Origin of the sequence: Mesorhizobium sp. XAP4, assembly GCF_029269325.1 — a bacterium.
GTDB classification, from domain to species: domain Bacteria; phylum Pseudomonadota; class Alphaproteobacteria; order Rhizobiales; family Rhizobiaceae; genus Mesorhizobium; species Mesorhizobium ciceri.
This window is the reverse complement of the sequence record NZ_JARIXW010000003.1, coordinates 179,842-192,571: the sequence shown is the minus strand read 5'-3', so window position 1 is coordinate 192,571 and position 12,730 is coordinate 179,842. Positions and strand designations below refer to the sequence as shown.

General features: G+C 64.0%; 11 protein-coding genes and 1 pseudogene. 10 read left to right on the top strand and 2 right to left on the bottom strand.

Annotated elements, in window-relative coordinates; all coding sequences use genetic code 11:
• Genes P3C39_RS14370 through P3C39_RS14355 form a run of 4 tightly spaced genes read left to right on the top strand, consistent with a single transcriptional unit; the run spans window position 1 to window position 4,873 of the window.
• On the top strand, window positions 1-846 hold the full coding sequence (locus P3C39_RS14370; protein WP_082826413.1) for an ABC transporter permease: 846 nt from the start codon (window positions 1-3) through the stop codon (window positions 844-846).
• Window positions 843-1,826, top strand: a complete 984-nt coding sequence (locus P3C39_RS14365; RefSeq protein ID WP_275953843.1) for an ABC transporter ATP-binding protein — start codon at window positions 843-845, stop codon at window positions 1,824-1,826. The genes P3C39_RS14370 and P3C39_RS14365 overlap by 4 nt, the downstream gene beginning before the upstream one ends.
• A complete protein-coding gene (locus P3C39_RS14360) occupies window positions 1,823-2,797 on the top strand; it encodes an ABC transporter ATP-binding protein (protein ID WP_013533007.1) in 975 nt (324 codons plus the stop codon). The genes P3C39_RS14365 and P3C39_RS14360 overlap by 4 nt, the downstream gene beginning before the upstream one ends.
• A gap of 48 nt (window positions 2,798-2,845) precedes the next feature.
• Window positions 2,846-4,873: a CocE/NonD family hydrolase gene (locus P3C39_RS14355; RefSeq protein WP_275953844.1), complete on the top strand. Its 2,028-nt coding sequence runs from the start codon at window positions 2,846-2,848 to the stop codon at window positions 4,871-4,873.
• 17 nt (window positions 4,874-4,890) lie between these two features.
• Here P3C39_RS14355 and P3C39_RS14350 read toward each other — a convergent pair whose 3' ends face one another.
• Window positions 4,891-5,793 (bottom strand): LysR family transcriptional regulator, encoded by a 903-nt coding sequence (locus tag P3C39_RS14350; protein WP_275953846.1) that lies wholly within the window; start codon window positions 5,791-5,793, stop codon window positions 4,891-4,893.
• Between the two features lie 102 nt (window positions 5,794-5,895).
• Between P3C39_RS14350 and P3C39_RS14345 the strand changes: the two are divergent.
• The 3 genes and pseudogenes from P3C39_RS14345 (at window position 5,896) to P3C39_RS14335 (ending at window position 8,495) form a co-directional block, all read left to right on the top strand.
• Window positions 5,896-6,882, top strand: a pseudogene (locus P3C39_RS14345) (zinc-dependent alcohol dehydrogenase family protein).
• Between the two features lie 250 nt (window positions 6,883-7,132).
• Window positions 7,133-7,435 (top strand): zf-TFIIB domain-containing protein, encoded by a 303-nt coding sequence (locus tag P3C39_RS14340; protein WP_024502504.1) that lies wholly within the window; start codon window positions 7,133-7,135, stop codon window positions 7,433-7,435.
• A gap of 73 nt (window positions 7,436-7,508) precedes the next feature.
• Entirely contained in the window at window positions 7,509-8,495 is a 987-nt protein-coding gene (locus P3C39_RS14335) for a Tim44 domain-containing protein (protein WP_275953847.1), read from the top strand.
• Between the two features lie 40 nt (window positions 8,496-8,535).
• Here P3C39_RS14335 and P3C39_RS14330 read toward each other — a convergent pair whose 3' ends face one another.
• Complete coding sequence (locus P3C39_RS14330) at window positions 8,536-9,633, bottom strand: lactonase family protein (protein WP_275953848.1); 1,098 nt, start codon at window positions 9,631-9,633, stop codon at window positions 8,536-8,538.
• Between the two features lie 199 nt (window positions 9,634-9,832).
• Here P3C39_RS14330 and P3C39_RS14325 point away from each other — a divergent pair, with 199 nt between their 5' ends.
• From P3C39_RS14325 to P3C39_RS14315, 3 genes are read left to right on the top strand one after another with little or no spacing between them, the layout of a single operon-like run.
• Window positions 9,833-10,384, top strand: a complete 552-nt coding sequence (locus P3C39_RS14325; RefSeq protein WP_275953849.1) for a MaoC family dehydratase — start codon at window positions 9,833-9,835, stop codon at window positions 10,382-10,384.
• 1 nt (window position 10,385) lies between these two features.
• Window positions 10,386-11,546 (top strand): CaiB/BaiF CoA-transferase family protein, encoded by a 1,161-nt coding sequence (locus P3C39_RS14320; protein ID WP_275953850.1) that lies wholly within the window; start codon window positions 10,386-10,388, stop codon window positions 11,544-11,546.
• The gene (locus tag P3C39_RS14315) at window positions 11,543-12,712 is read left to right on the top strand and encodes an extracellular solute-binding protein (protein WP_275953851.1); all 1,170 of its coding nucleotides are present in this window, start codon (window positions 11,543-11,545) and stop codon (window positions 12,710-12,712) included. Before P3C39_RS14320 ends, P3C39_RS14315 begins: the two co-directional genes overlap by 4 nt.
• The last annotated feature ends 18 nt before the right edge of the window (window positions 12,713-12,730 follow it).

The window sequence follows — 12,730 nt, the reverse complement described above, 5'->3', positions numbered from 1 at the left end:
TTGTCCGGATTGTGGCGCACCGTGCGCGGCATCATGCGCGAGCCGCTCGGCGCCGTCGGCCTGACGCTGGTGACGCTGGTGGTGCTGTCGGCTGTGTTTGCCAGCGCGCTGACCAGCTATGCGCCGAGCAAGATATCGCCGGCCGAACGCTTCGCTTCGCCGAGCCTGCTGCATCTGCTCGGCACCGACCACCTCGGCCGTGATCTTCTGACCCGGGTGCTCTATGGCGGGCGCGTCGCGCTCTTGATCGCGCTGGGCGCGACAGCGGTGTCGCTGGTCGTCGGCGTGGTGCTCGGGCTGATCGCCGGCTATGGGCCGCGCTGGCTCGACAATGTGCTGCTGCTGATCTTCGACGCCGTGAAGAGCTTTCCCACCGTCATGCTGGCGCTGACGCTGGTCACCCTGTTCGGCCCCTCGCTCTATGCGGTGGTGCTGGTGGTGATGCTGGTCAATGTGCCGGGCTATGCCCGCATCATCAGGACGCAGACGCTGGTGCTGAAGTCGGCCGAACATGTCATGGCGGCGCGCTCGATGGGCGCCAGTGCCGGCCGTATCCTGCGCGTCCATATCCTGCCCAACATCATCGGCCCGATCCTGATCCTGATATCGATGGACATTCCCGTGGTGGTGGCGATCGAGGCCGGCATGAGCTTCCTCGGGCTCGGCGTGCGGCCGCCAACGCCGAGCTGGGGCGCGATCCTCAATGACGGCTTTGCCAACATCCGCGATTCCTACTGGATCGTGATTGCCGGCGGCCTGCCCATCGTGCTGACCACACTCGGCTTCACCTTCTTCGGCGAGACGCTGCGCGACCTCTTCGATCCCCGGCTGAAGGGGCGGTCATGACGGTTCTCGCGATCAAGGATCTGAGCGTCGCCTTCCACACCGAGAGTGGGCGACTGGAGGCGCTGAAGCAGGTGAGTTTTTCCGTGGCGGCCAACCGCAGCGTTGGCGTGGTCGGCGAATCCGGCTGCGGGAAGTCGACGCTCATCAACGCCATTCTCGGCCTGCTCGCCGACAATGGCGAGATATTATCGGGCGAGATCATCTTCGAGGGCGACAAAGACCTCGCCCGGCTTGACCCCACGGCGATGCGCGGCTTGCGCGGCCAAAGGATAGCTACCGTTTTCCAGGACCCGATGGGTGCGCTCAACCCGGTGCTGTCGGTGGGGCGGCAGATGCGCGACATCCAGTATCGCTCGGGTCTGTCGAAGCGGGACAAGGATGCGCGCTCGGTCGCCATGCTGCGCAAGGTTCGCATTCCCGATCCGGAAAGCCGGCTGACACAGTTTCCGCACGAATTCTCCGGCGGCATGAAGCAGCGCATCGCCATCGCCATGGCGCTGATGATGGAGCCGGCGCTGCTGATCGCCGACGAGCCGACCACGGCGCTCGATGCGACGCTGGAGGTGGCCACCATCGAACTGCTCAAGGATCTGCAGCGCGACATCGGCTGCTCGGTGCTGTTCATCTCGCATCATCTGGGCGTGATCGCCGAACTCTGCGACGAGATGATCGTGATGTATGCCGGCGAGGTCGTGGAAAGCGGCACGACCCGCGAGATCTTCCACGACGCCCGCCATCCCTACACGCAGAAGCTGCTGGCCTGCGATCCCGCCCGGCTGTCGCAGCGTGTGCCCCGGCTGCCGACGATTGCCGGGACCTTGCCGGACCTGCGCCGCCGACCAAGCGGCTGCGTCTTCCAGCCGCGCTGCGATCGCGCCGACGCCCAATGCCTGACGACGCCTCCCAGCGCCCCTGTCGGCGGATCTCATATCGCCCATTGCTGGCACGCGGACGTTCCACTGGGGGCCATGAGCGCATGAACGAAGACCTGCTCCGTGTCAGCGACCTGCGCGTCTCGTTCCGGGTTGGCGGCCTGTCCGCCAGGCTCGCGGGGCGGGCCACCGAAATCGAAGCGGTCTCCGGCGTCAGCTTCACGCTTCAACGAGGCAGCACCTTCGCGCTGGTCGGCGAATCCGGCTCGGGCAAGACGACGCTGGCGCGCACCCTCAACGGTCTTCAGCCGGTGAAAGCAGGCACGATCGTGTTCGAAGGACAGGAACTGCAAGGCCTGTCCAACGCCGCGATGAAACCGGTGCGGCGGCGCATGCCGATGATGTTCCAGGATCCGGTCGGATCGCTGTCGCCGCGGCTCAGCGTGCGCTCGCTGCTGTCGGAGCCTTTCGTCATCCACGGTTTGTCGGATCGCGATCTCAACGCTGAAGTCACACGGCTTCTTGCGCTGGTCGGGCTGCCGCGCGATTTCGCCGACCGCTACCCGCACCAGCTATCTGGCGGCCAGGCGCGCCGCGTCGGCGTAGCGCGGGCGATTGCGCTGGACCCGGTGCTGGTCGTCGCCGACGAGCCGACCGCCGGCCTCGACGTCTCCGTGCAGGGAGAGGTGCTGAACCTGCTCAACGACCTGCGCGACCGCATGGGCCTGTCGATGCTGATCATCACCCACAATCTGCATGTCGTGCGCCAGATCGCCGACCGCATGGCGGTGATGTATCTCGGGCGCTTCGTCGAGCAGGGCGAAACCGAAGCGATCTTCCGCGCCCCGCATCATCCCTATACGGCGGCCCTTCTCTCCGCCAATCCCGAGCCTGATCCCGACAGGGTGCATCAGCGCATCACGCTGCCGGCTGACGTTCCGTCCTTGCTGGCGCGCCCCTCAGGCTGCGAGTTTCACACACGCTGCCCGCAGGCCGAGGGCCGTTGCGCGCTGGATGTCCCCGTCCCGGCCTCGGTCGGCGACAGCCGTCTGACCTGCCATTTCCCGCTGAACACATAAGGATCGCCACCGGCGCAAGTGTCGGCCGGGGCGTTGAGAGGAGCCGCCATGCAAGATATCCGCGTCGTCACCGATTTCCCGCGCAAAATCCGCGAGATCGAGAATTTGTGGATTCCGATGCCGGATGGCGTCAAGCTGGCGGCGCGTGTCTGGCTGCCGGAAGACGCGGAGAGCGATCCCGTGCCGGCGATCCTCGAATATTTGCCCTATCGCAAGCGTGACGGAACGGTGGAGCGCGATGCGCTGACGCATCCCTATTTCGCCGGTCACGGCTATGCCGGCGTGCGGGTCGACATGCGCGGCTCGGGCGACAGCGAAGGGCTGTGCAAGGGTGAGTATCTGAAGCAGGAGCAGGATGACTGCCTGGTGGTCATCGAATGGCTGGCGAGGCAATCCTGGTGCTCGGGAAGCGTCGGCATGATCGGCATCAGCTGGGGCGGCTTCAACGGGCTGCAGGTCGCGGCCCGCCGGCCGCCGGCGCTGAAAGCCCTCGTTTCGCTGTGCTCGACCGACGACCGCTATAACGACGACGTGCATTATCTCGGCGGCGCGATGATGTGCGACAATCTGATGTGGGGAACCACCGCCTGGGCCATCGCCATGACCCCGCCCGACCCGCTCATTGTCGGCGACCGCTGGCGCGATCTTTGGAAACAACGGCTGAATGGCAATGGCATCTGGATGCAGGACTGGTTTGAACACCAGCGCCGCGACGATTTCTACAAGCACGGTTCGATCTGCGAGGATTATTCCGATGTCGAAATCCCGGTCTACGCCGTGGGCGGCTGGGCCGACGGTTACCCCAATCCGATCTTCCGGATGCTGGAAAAGCTAAGCGGTCCCCGCAAAGGGCTGATTGGACCCTGGGGCCATAAATATCCGCACTTCGCCATGCCAGGACCGCGCATCGGCTTCCTGCAGGAGTGCCTGCGCTGGTGGGATCAATATCTCAAGGGCATAAACACCGGCATTGCCGACGAGCCGATGCTGCGCGCCTGGATTCAAGATCCCGCACGGCCGGCGGCGATCTATGACGAGCGGCCCGGCCGCTGGGTCGCCGAGCCGGCTTGGCCGGGGCCGGGGGTCGGCGAAAAGGTGCTGAACCTTGCGCCGCATGTGCTGAGCGAGGCCAGGGGCGAAGACACGATCCTGGAGATTTCATCGCCGCAGACGGCCGGCCTGTCGTCCGGCGCCTGGTGCGGTTATGGCGTCATGCCTACCTTGCCGGTCGACCAACGCACGGAAGAAGGCAATGCCCTGATCTTCGAGACGGCGCCGTTGACCGAAGCGGTCGAGATCCTCGGTTTTCCCGAATTCGAGGTCAAGCTCTCCTCCGACAAGCCGGTTGCGCTTCTGTCCGCCACGCTGTCGCAAGTGTTCCCGGAAGGTGCTGCCTCGCGCATCAGCTACGGCATCCTCAATCTGAGCCATCGCAACGATGATCTGGACATCGTACCCATGGTGCCGGGCCGGGCGGAGACCGTCCGCATCAAGCTGCGCTGTTGCGGGCAGCGTTTCGAGGCTGGCGAGCGTATCCGGCTGGCACTGGCGACATCGCATTGGCCGATCGTCTTTCCGACCGCCGAGCAGGCGACGCTGTCGATCCATTGCGGGGACAGCCGGCTGATCCTGCCGGTGCGCGCGCCGCAGAAGCTGGACGACACGCTGGGGGCCTTCCTGGCTCCGGAAAGCGCCGCGCCGATGGAGCAGGAGGTTCTGGCCAAGGGCGACGGTTTTCAGCGCTCGGTTTCGACAGACCAGGTCACCAGCGAGACCGTCTACCAAGTCGTCAATGATGGCGGCACGGTGCGGCATCCGCATACGGGAATCGTCCTTTCAGCGAAGCATGTCGACCGGTTCTCCATTCACCCCGACGACCCGACCTCGGCGGTCGGCACCTGCACCTGGGAAAAATCCTATGGCCGCGGCGACTGGCAGGCGCGCCTTTCAGTGACGGCGACGGTGCGCGCGCTGCGCGACGTCTGGCGGATCGAGACCCACATCACTGCCCATGACGGAGACGAGCGGATCGTCGACCGCAGCGAGGTCAAGGAGTATCGGCGCGATCTCAACTGAGCGGCGGCGATTGGCAATCAGGCCATCGATTTCGGCAAGGCGACGGCCAGCGCATCGACGGCCAGCCGCACCTTCAGCGGCAGATGCGGTGTCTGCAGCCAAAGCGCGTGGCAGTCGTAGAGATATCGCGGCTGGTCCGGCAACAGCGCCATCAGCGCGCCGGCCTGAATGCGGTCGCGTACCAGCCACCAGGGCAGCCAGGCCAGCCCCATGCCGTCGGCGGCCGCGTCAGCGATGGCATCGAGATCGTCGAGCCGCAGCCGTCCGGTTGGCGTGATCTCGAGCGTGGGTTGCCCCTCGCGCACAAACAACCACGGCTGAACGACCTGGCCGAGCCGGCGGTAGACAATCGCCTGATGGTCGGCGAGATCCTCGATCCGCTGCGGCTCGCCATGAATTCTGAGATAAGAGGGTGCCGCGCAGACGACCATGCCCTGACGCGCGACGCGACGCGCAATCACCCCCACCTTGTCGTCAAGAGTGCCGGTGCGGATTGCGAGATCGTAGCCGTCCTCGGCAATATCCGCGAAGCGGTCGGTGAGCGACAGGTCGAGTTCCAGCATCGGATATTGACGGGCCAGCTTTAGCAACACGGGGGTCACGCAATGGCGCCCGAAATGCGCCGGCATGGTGACCCGCAGTTTTCCACGTGGCTCCGAAAACTGTTCGGCGGCGAGCGCATCGGCGGCTTCGGCCTCGGCCAGCACCACCCGACAGCGTTCATAGTAAGCGCGGCCGAAGTCGGTCAGGCTCTGCCGTCGCGTGGTCCGGTTGAGCAGCCGCACGCCCAGCCGCTCCTCAAGAAACCGGACATGCTTGCCGACCATCGGTCCGGAGAGATCAAGCGCGACCGCCGCGGCCGCGAACGAGCCGAGATCGACCGCCTTGACGAACACGGCCATGCTCTCAAGCCGATCCATATTCAAAACTCCTGGTTTCTACTGTTCTTCTCTTACAGCCATTTATCCCTGGCAAGACCGGCTGCATAGCTCATTCGGTTCAGATGATTTGGAGTATCCCGAATGACACGCGTAGTTCGCTTTCACCAGCATGGTGGCCCCGAGGTTCTGCGCATCGAGCATGTCGCGCTTTCCCCACCGGGTTCGGGCGAAGTTCAAATCCGGGTCAAGGCACTCGGCCTCAATCGCGCCGAAGCGCTGCTGCGCGCGGGTTCCTATATCGAGACGCCGACGCTCCCCTCGGGGCTTGGCCTTGAGGCAGCGGGCGTCATCGAGGCTATTGGCGACGGTGTGAGGGATTTCGCGCCGGGCGACAGCGTCAGTGTCATCCCGCCGCAATCGATGATCCGCTGGCCGGCCTATGGCGAGTTTGCCACCTACCCCGCCGGACTTGTCGTCAGCATCCGCCGTCGCTCGACTGGCAGACGGCAGCGGCCGTCTGGATGCAGTATCTCACCGCCTATGGCGCGCTGATCGATATCGCCGGGCTGCACAGCGGAGACCACGTGGTGATCACCGCGGCCTCGAGCAGCGTCGGGCTTGCGGCAATCCAGATCGCCAACAGGGTCGGTGCAACAGCGATTGCGGTGACGCGGACATCGGCGAAGAGGCAGGCCCTGCTCGACGCCGGCGCGGCTGAAGTCGTCACCTTGGCCGAGGAGGATTTGGCGGCACGGCTGAATGAGATCGCAGGGCCTGAAGGCGTGCGCGTCGTGTTCGATGCGGTCGGCGGCCCGATCTTCGAGCCACTCACAGCGGCCATGTCGCGTGGCGGCATCCTCATCGAATATGGCGGTCTCAGCCGCGAGCCGACGCCATTCCCGCTGCCAGCGGTGCTGAGCAAGACGCTGACACTGCGCGGCTACCTCGTCCACGAGATCACCGGCAACCCTGTGAAACTCGAGGCCGCCAAGGCGTTTATCGTCGAAGGTCTGGAGGACGGGACGCTGAGGCCGATCATCGACAGGACCTTCGCGTTCGACCAAATCGTCGAGGCGCCGCTACCTGGAGTCGAACGAGCAGTTCGGCAAGATCGTGGTGACGATCTGAGATCGTAGTGACGATCTGAGATCGTGGTGACGATTTGAATCGTGGTGACTGCCTGAGCAACGCTGGCGAACAAATCATTCTTGCAGGGCAATATCGGCCTTGAAGCCGCGGCTTTGCATCCCTAACTGTTCGGTGCGGGCCGGGCCCCTCTGACTGTCGCTTTTGGCGATTGTGATGTCGGACCGCTTTAACGGGCCCGTTTCCACTCTTTCGGTCAAGCGGGCTCATTCCTTTCGGTTTGGAGCCCCGTATGACATCTACTTCCCTCCTCGGTATGGTTTGCCCCTCCTGCCGCGTCGCGCTCGTGATGAGCGAACGCCAGGGTATCGAAATCGATTACTGTCCGCAGTGCCGCGGCGTCTGGCTTGATAGAGGAGAACTCGACAAGATCATCGAGCGTTCCGGCAGGGAAGCGGCGCCCGCGCCGCAGCCACAGCCGGCAGCATTCTCCCAGCCACAACATGGCCAGAGCCGCGATGACGATTATTCCCGCTCGCACGGTCACCGCTATCCGAAGCGGAAGAAATCATTCTTCGAAGAGTTGTTCGACTGACCGCATGATGCCCGACATCCAGGCCGGCACTTGCTGAAACTTCCGAAACCACATCGACAAAGGTTCATCTCCGATGATTTCCCGCACCAGCCGATTTGCAGCCCTCTTTGCAGGACTGTTCCTTGCATTCTCCATGGTTGCGATGGACCATGCCGAGGCCCGTCGTGGCGGCAGTTTCGGCAGTCGTGGCATGCGTACGTTCCAATCGGCACCGCCGACCAGGACGGCCCCAGCACCGGCCGCTCCGGTCGAGCGGTCGATGACGCCCAACACCGGTGTGAACAACGCGGCCCGGCAGCCGCAGGCCGGCCTGCAGAGGCCCGGCTTCATGAGCGGTTTCGGTGGAACGATGATGCGCGGCCTGTTGCTCGGCGGCCTGTTCGGCCTGCTTCTGGGTCAGGGCTTCGGCGGCCTGGCCGGCATGTTCGGTTTCCTGCTTCAGGCCTTGCTGATCGGTGGCGCGATCATGCTGGCCATCAGGTTCTTCCGCTCGCAATCCGCGCGCGGCCCCGCGCCGGCGCTCGCCGGTGCCGGCAATGCCCAGGCTTCGCGATTTGAGAACCGCTCAACGGCAGGGCAGCAGACTGCAGGCTCCTTCACAATTCCCGGTTTCGGCGGCGGTTCAGGTGGAGGCTCTCCGGCCGCCGCCTCCGAGGAGATCACGCTGGCCCAGACGGATCTCGACGCATTCCAGCAGCTGCTGACCGATGTCCAGGAAGCATTCGGGCGCGAAGACCATGCCGCTCTGCGCCGGGCGGTTACACCCGAAATGGTATCCTATCTGTCGGAAGAGTTGGCCGACAATGCCCAGAAAGGTCTCAGGAACGAGGTGACTGATATCACCTTGCTGCAGGCCGACATCGCGGAAAGCTGGCGCGAGGATGAGCGCGACTACGCCACGGCCGCCTTGCGCTACGAATCTCGTGACGTGACGCGCGAACGGGCCAGCGGCAAAATCGTCGCGGGCGACGATGGTCATCCGACAGAGACGACCGAGCTGTGGACTTTCGTGCGTGAGAATGGATCGAACTGGAAGCTCTCGGCAATACAACAGGCTTGAGCCTCGGGCGATTTTTCCGAGGTTTCGCAGTTGTGGGCGTTCAGCGCACGATCTTGACGCACATCGGCGTGCCGACCTCGATGGCGCGCCCGGTGTCGGTCAGTATGCCGCTGTCGGCGTCGCGGGCGAAGATCGAAATGCGGTCGCCATTCTGGTTGGCGGAAAACAGATGGCCGCCTGACGGCGTCAGCGCCAGGTTACGCGGGGTCGCGCCGCCGCAAGGGATATAGCTGACGAGGCTGAGCGACCCTGTCTGCTGGTCGACCGCCATGATGACGACGCTGTCATGGCCGCGGTTGGAGCCGTAGACAAAACGGCCATCCGGTGAGATCTGGATATCGGCGCAGTGGTTGCTGTCGCGTGCCTCGGCCGGCACCGCCGGCTTTGCGTCGATGATCGAGAGCTTGCCGGTGGCTTCGTCCAGCGTCATCGACACGATGGTCGAATCCAGTTCGTTCATGACGAAGACGAAGCGTCCGTTCGGATGCAGTGCGAGGTGGCGTGGACCGGCGCCGGATGGCAAAGCGGATTCGGTTAGCTTGGCCAGATTGCCCTCGCGCTCGATCCGGTAAGACACCAGCCGGTCGATGCCGAGGTCGGCGACGATGGCTGTTCCCCCGCCGATGGTTTCGGTGACGCTGTGCGCATGCGAGCGTTCCTGCCGCGCCACATTCGGGCCGCTGCCCTCATGCGAAACGCTGGCAAGCGGCGCCGACAAGGCGCCGTTCTCTTCGAAGCCATAGACAGCCACCGCGCGATCCGGGCCGCCCTCGCCCATGCCGTAATTGGCGACCAGCAGTTTTGTCCCGTCGCGGGTGATGGTGTTGTGGGCGGCTATGCTGCCGAGCGACGGTTGCTTGTTCAGATAAATGAGCGTCCCCGAAGCTCGATCGAAGCTGTAAGCTGAGACGGTGCCCTCGCGCCAGGTGAACACTTCCGAGTTGGCGTAGATCCGCGAGCCGTCCGGTGTCACCGAGAGGAAGGTCGGATTGTCGACGTCGTTGGTCTCGGCCAGTTTTCGTGTTTCCAGCGTCGTCTCGTCAAAGCTGTAGACGCTGAGGCCGACGCCCCGAGCGCCCTGAAAATACGGCGCCTCGCGGTTCAGGCTGCCGACAAAGACCAGACAATTCTCGCGCATGATTTCCTCCCCTACCCGCCTGCGCTTTGGCGCGCGGGAGCAGCCAAAATTTCGCCTGTTCACGCTTGCAACGCAACCCCATATGTGAAAATACTATTTACAAAAGAAGATTGATGGGAGGAGACGTCTTGCATTTCGACGCCTTGATGCGTTTTCCGATAGCTGTGACGTGCCCCATGCAGGTCTGGCGGTGCCGACCATGAACGATTTCGCACCTACCGTCGGTGTCGCCTCGACGCATCCCAAGAACATGCCGGCGGATCACGCCGCGCTGCCGGTGTGGAACGCCGAGAACTGGTTCTACGAGGACTGGCCCGTCGGCCAGAAGATCCGCTCGTTGCGGCGCACAATGGCCGAAGGCGACAGCCATTTGTTCAACACGCTGGTGCTCGACATCCACCCCTATGTGCAGGACCAGATGTTTGCCGAGAACGAAGGCATTTTCGGCAAGCGGCTGATCGCCGGCGCCTTTGTCTTTTCGGCTGGCCTGGGGCTGGTCGCCACCAACTGCGTCAATGCCTTCTCCTATGGCTACGACAAGCTCCGCTTCATAAAACCCGTCTTCATTGGCGACACGATCTATTCGATCCGCTCCAACCTCGACAAGAAGCCCCGCTACAAGGAAATGGGGCTGATCCGCGCCAGCTATGAGGTGTTCAAGGGCGAAGGCGAGTTGGTTCTCTATTGCGAGCATCTGCAGACGGTGAAGTACCGCAACCCGGCCGACTTCGTCGGCAAGACGGAGAAATAGCATGCCGGCAGCAGCCGAATTGCCGCTCGCCGGTCTCGTCGTCGTCGACATGAGCCAGTTCCTGTCCGGGCCCTATTGCTCACTCAGGCTGCTCGATCTCGGCGCCCGCGTCATCAAGATCGAGCGTCCGGATGGCGGCGACCTGTCGCGCCGGCTCTATCTCAGCGACACCGAGATCGGCGGCGATTCCACCATCTTTCATGCCATCAACCGGGCCAAGGAAAGTCTTGCCATCGACCTCAAGAACGAGGCCGATCTCGAGGCGTTGCGCGGCCTTCTGGCCAAGGCCGATGTGCTGATCCAGAATTTCCGGCCGGGCGTCATCGAGCGGCTCGGCTTGGACTATGAGGCGGTCCGCAAGATCAATCCGCGGCTGGTCTATGCCTCGATCAGCGGCTATGGCGAAGACGGACCATGGGTCAAGAGACCCGGCCAAGACCTGCTGGCGCAGGCGCGCTCCGGCGTGATGTGGCTAAACGGCGATGAGGACCAAGGGCCGGTGCCGTTCGGTCTTGCCATCGGCGACATGCTGGCCGGTGCCGCCTGCGCGCAGGGCATTCTGGCCGCACTCGTGCGGCGCGGCATCACCGGCCAGGGCAGCCATATCGAAACCAGTCTCCTGGAAGCGCTGGTCGATTTCCAGTTCGAGGTGCTGACGACGCATCTCAATGACGGCCGCCGGCTGCCCAGGCGCTCCAGCTTCCGCAGCGCGCATGCCTATCTGTCGGCGCCTTACGGTGTTTACCCGGCCAAGGACGGATATCTCGCCATCGCCATGACGCCGATTCCCAAGCTGGCCGATCTCCTGTCGCTCAGCGAACTCGCACCCTATCGCGACAAGCCTGCGTCGTGGTTCACCGCGCGCGACGACATCAAGGCGATCATCGCACAGCGGATCGCCACCAAGACGATCGACGAGTGGCTTGATATCCTCGAGCCGGCCGACATCTGGTGCGCCAAAGTGCTGACCTGGCCCGAGATGCTGGCAAACGAGGGGTTCCAGTCGCTCGATATGCTGCAGACGGTGACGCGCGAGGACGATGTGTCGATCCTCACCACGAGTTCGCCGCTCCGGGTCGATGGCATAAGAGCCAAGGCCGATCGGGCGGCGCCCCGCATCGGCGAGCACAGTGCCGCCATCCGCGCGGAGTTCGGCCTGTGAGTTCGCCCAAGCTCAAAGGCATGACCTGGAGCCATCCGCGTGGCTATGATCCGATGGTCGCCTGCTCGGCGCTGTGGCAGCAGAAGACCGGTATTGCCATCGAATGGGACAAGCGCTCGCTGCAGGACTTCGAATCCTTCCCGGTCGAAGAACTGGCGCGCGCCTATGACCTCATCGTCATCGACCATCCGCATGTCGGCCAGATCACGGCCGAAGGCTGCCTGGAGCCGCTGGATGTCGCCGGACGCGAGGCGGAACGCACGGCCCTTGCCTCAGGCAGCATCGGCCAGTCCTATCCGAGCTACAACTGGCAAGGACGGCAATGGGCTTTCCCGATCGATGCGGCAACCCAGGTCCAGGCATGGCGTCCGGATGCGCTCGCGGCGCCGCCGGCGCGCTGGAGCGAGGTGCTCGATCTCGCCCGGCAAGGCCGCGTGCTGCTGCCGCTGCGGCCGCCTCACGTGTTGATGGTGTTCTACACGCTTGCCGGCAATCTCGGGCATGCCTGCACGACCGATCCGTCCCACGATCTGATCGATGTGGAGATCGGTAGCCAAGTCTTCGAGGCAATGCGCGAGATCGCAGCGCTGGTCGATCCCGCGTGTTTCGAGATGGACCCGATTGCCGTCTCCGAACGTATGGCGGAGGCCGGTTCCAGGTTCGTCTGCGCGCCACTGATCTATGGTTACGTTTCCTATGCGACGGCTGGCTTTCGGGCGAACCGGCTGGCCTTTGCCGATGTTCCGGTCATCGGTTCCGGCGGCCCGGTCGGTTCGGCGCTTGGCGGCACCGGCATAGCCGTATCAGCCTTTTCCAAAGCCAGGGATGCCGCGATCGACTTCGCCTATTGGGTCGCGAGCGGCGATGTCCAGCGTGGCGCCTATGCCGCCGCCGGCGGCCAGCCCGGCCATGCAGCGGCCTGGGAGGACCAGGCTGTCAATGAAGCGACCGGCGACTTCTATCGGGATACGCGCGCGACGCTGGAGGGTGCATGGGTGCGGCCGCGCCACGACGGCTACATGACTTTCCAGCAAGCAGCATCCGAACGCATCCTTTCCGGCATGACCTCCCGGCATCAAGCCCGACAGGTTGTTGCCGATCTCAATCGCCTGTTTCGGGAGAGTTCCCCGGTGCAGGTGTCCGGCGCTGCCGGTGGAGGAGCCTGAACCAAACCGAACGGAGGA

What these genes read in the sequence shown, in the direction of transcription:
- P3C39_RS14325 (WP_275953849.1), top strand. Translation starts at nt 9,833, where the DNA reads ATGAACGATTTCGCACCTACCGTCGGTGTCGCCTCGACGCATCCCAAG.
- P3C39_RS14365 (WP_275953843.1), top strand. Translation starts at nt 843, where the DNA reads ATGACGGTTCTCGCGATCAAGGATCTGAGCGTCGCCTTCCACACCGAG.
- P3C39_RS14355 (WP_275953844.1), top strand. Translation starts at nt 2,846, where the DNA reads ATGCAAGATATCCGCGTCGTCACCGATTTCCCGCGCAAAATCCGCGAG.
- P3C39_RS14320 (WP_275953850.1), top strand. Translation starts at nt 10,386, where the DNA reads ATGCCGGCAGCAGCCGAATTGCCGCTCGCCGGTCTCGTCGTCGTCGAC.
- P3C39_RS14335 (WP_275953847.1), top strand. Translation starts at nt 7,509, where the DNA reads ATGATTTCCCGCACCAGCCGATTTGCAGCCCTCTTTGCAGGACTGTTC.
- P3C39_RS14360 (WP_013533007.1), top strand. Translation starts at nt 1,823, where the DNA reads ATGAACGAAGACCTGCTCCGTGTCAGCGACCTGCGCGTCTCGTTCCGG.
- P3C39_RS14340 (WP_024502504.1), top strand. Translation starts at nt 7,133, where the DNA reads ATGACATCTACTTCCCTCCTCGGTATGGTTTGCCCCTCCTGCCGCGTC.
- P3C39_RS14330 (WP_275953848.1), bottom strand. Translation starts at nt 9,633, where the DNA reads ATGCGCGAGAATTGTCTGGTCTTTGTCGGCAGCCTGAACCGCGAGGCG.
- P3C39_RS14350 (WP_275953846.1), bottom strand. Translation starts at nt 5,793, where the DNA reads ATGGATCGGCTTGAGAGCATGGCCGTGTTCGTCAAGGCGGTCGATCTC.